We start from the raw sequence: 1415 nt of genomic DNA on the forward strand, positions 1-1415 counted from the left end.
GCCTGGCGCCCACCGCCGGCGACCCGGACTCGCCGACGTACGCCCTGACCGTGTGCGACCCCACCGGCGCCCCGGTGGTCTCGGCCGACGCGCTCACCCTGCGACCGCTGTCCGCGCAGGCGCTGCGTGCCGCCGGCTCCGGGACCCGGGACGGACTGTTCCGGGTGGAGTGGACGCCGCTTCCGCAGGAGCCGGCGCACCCCGCGGGGGACTCGCTCGCCGTGATCGGCGGGTCCGCCACGGCACCGTACGGCGCCGCGGTCGCGTACGACGACCTGCCCGCCCTCGTCCGCGCGGTGGACGCCGGGGCCGGGGTCCCGCCGTACGTGCTGCTGCCGGTGGCGGAGCACCCGCGGGCGGCGGTTCCCGACGCGGTACGGGAGGTCGCGGAGGATTTCCTGACGGGCCTTCAGGTGTGGCTGGCCGACGACCGGTTCGCCGCGTCACGGCTCGTGGTGATCACCCGGGGTGCCACCCGGGGGACGAACCTGGCCCACGCCCCGGTCTGGGGCCTGGTGCGCTCCGCGCAGACGGAGAACCCGGACCGGCTCGTCCTGATCGACACCGAGGAGGACGCGGACCTGACGGCGCTGCCGGCCGCACTCGCCACCGGAGAGCCGCAACTGGCCCTTCGGGACGGCACGTTGCTCGCCCCCCGCTGGGCCCGCGCGACGACGGACGGCACCGCGCCCGAGTGGGGCGACGGCACCGTGCTGATCACCGGCGCGACCGGTGCCCTGGGCACGGTCCTGGCCGAGCACCTGGTGCGTGAGCACGGGGTACGGCACCTGCTCCTGGTCAGCCGCCGGGGCCCCGACGCCCCCGGCGCCGAGGAGCTGCGCAGCCGGCTCACCGGGCTCGGCGCCACCGTCACCCTGACCGCCTGCGACACCACCGACCGCGACCGGCTCGCCCGTCTGCTCGACGGCATCCCCGCCGACCACCCCCTCACCGCCGTCGTGCACACCGCCGGCACCCTCGACGACGGCCTGCTCACCGACCTCACCCCCGACCGACTCCACAGCGTCCTGCGGCCCAAGACCGACGCCGCCTGGCACCTGCACGACCTCACCCGCGACCACCCCCTGACCGCCTTCGTCCTGTACTCCTCCGTCGCCGGCCTGCTCGGCACGGCGGGCCAGGCCAACTACGCCGCCGGGAACACCTTCCTGGACGCGCTGGCCGCCCACCGCGGGGCCCAGGGCCTGCCCGCCGTCTCCCTCGCCTGGGGCCTGTGGGCCGAGAGCAGCGAGCTGAGCGGGCACCTCTCCGAGGCCGACGTGCGGCGGCTGGCCCGCTCGGGCCTGCGCCCGCTGGCCACCGACGACGCGCTCGACCTGTTCGACGCGGCGCTGGGCAGCGGTGAGAGCGTCCTCGCGGTCACCCGGCTGGACACCGCGGCGCTGCGCGCCTCC

At 77.0% G+C, this 1415-nt stretch carries 1 protein-coding gene; it reads left to right on the forward strand.

The window, feature by feature from the left end:
* Nucleotides 1-1415 (forward strand): beta-ketoacyl reductase (locus H5J33_RS35185; RefSeq protein ID WP_181798707.1); only part of this gene is annotated, 1415 nt, incomplete at both ends.

Origin of the sequence: Streptomyces sp. WELS2 (assembly GCF_013870595.1) — a bacterium.
Taxonomy (GTDB): Bacteria; Actinomycetota; Actinomycetes; order Streptomycetales; family Streptomycetaceae; genus Streptomyces.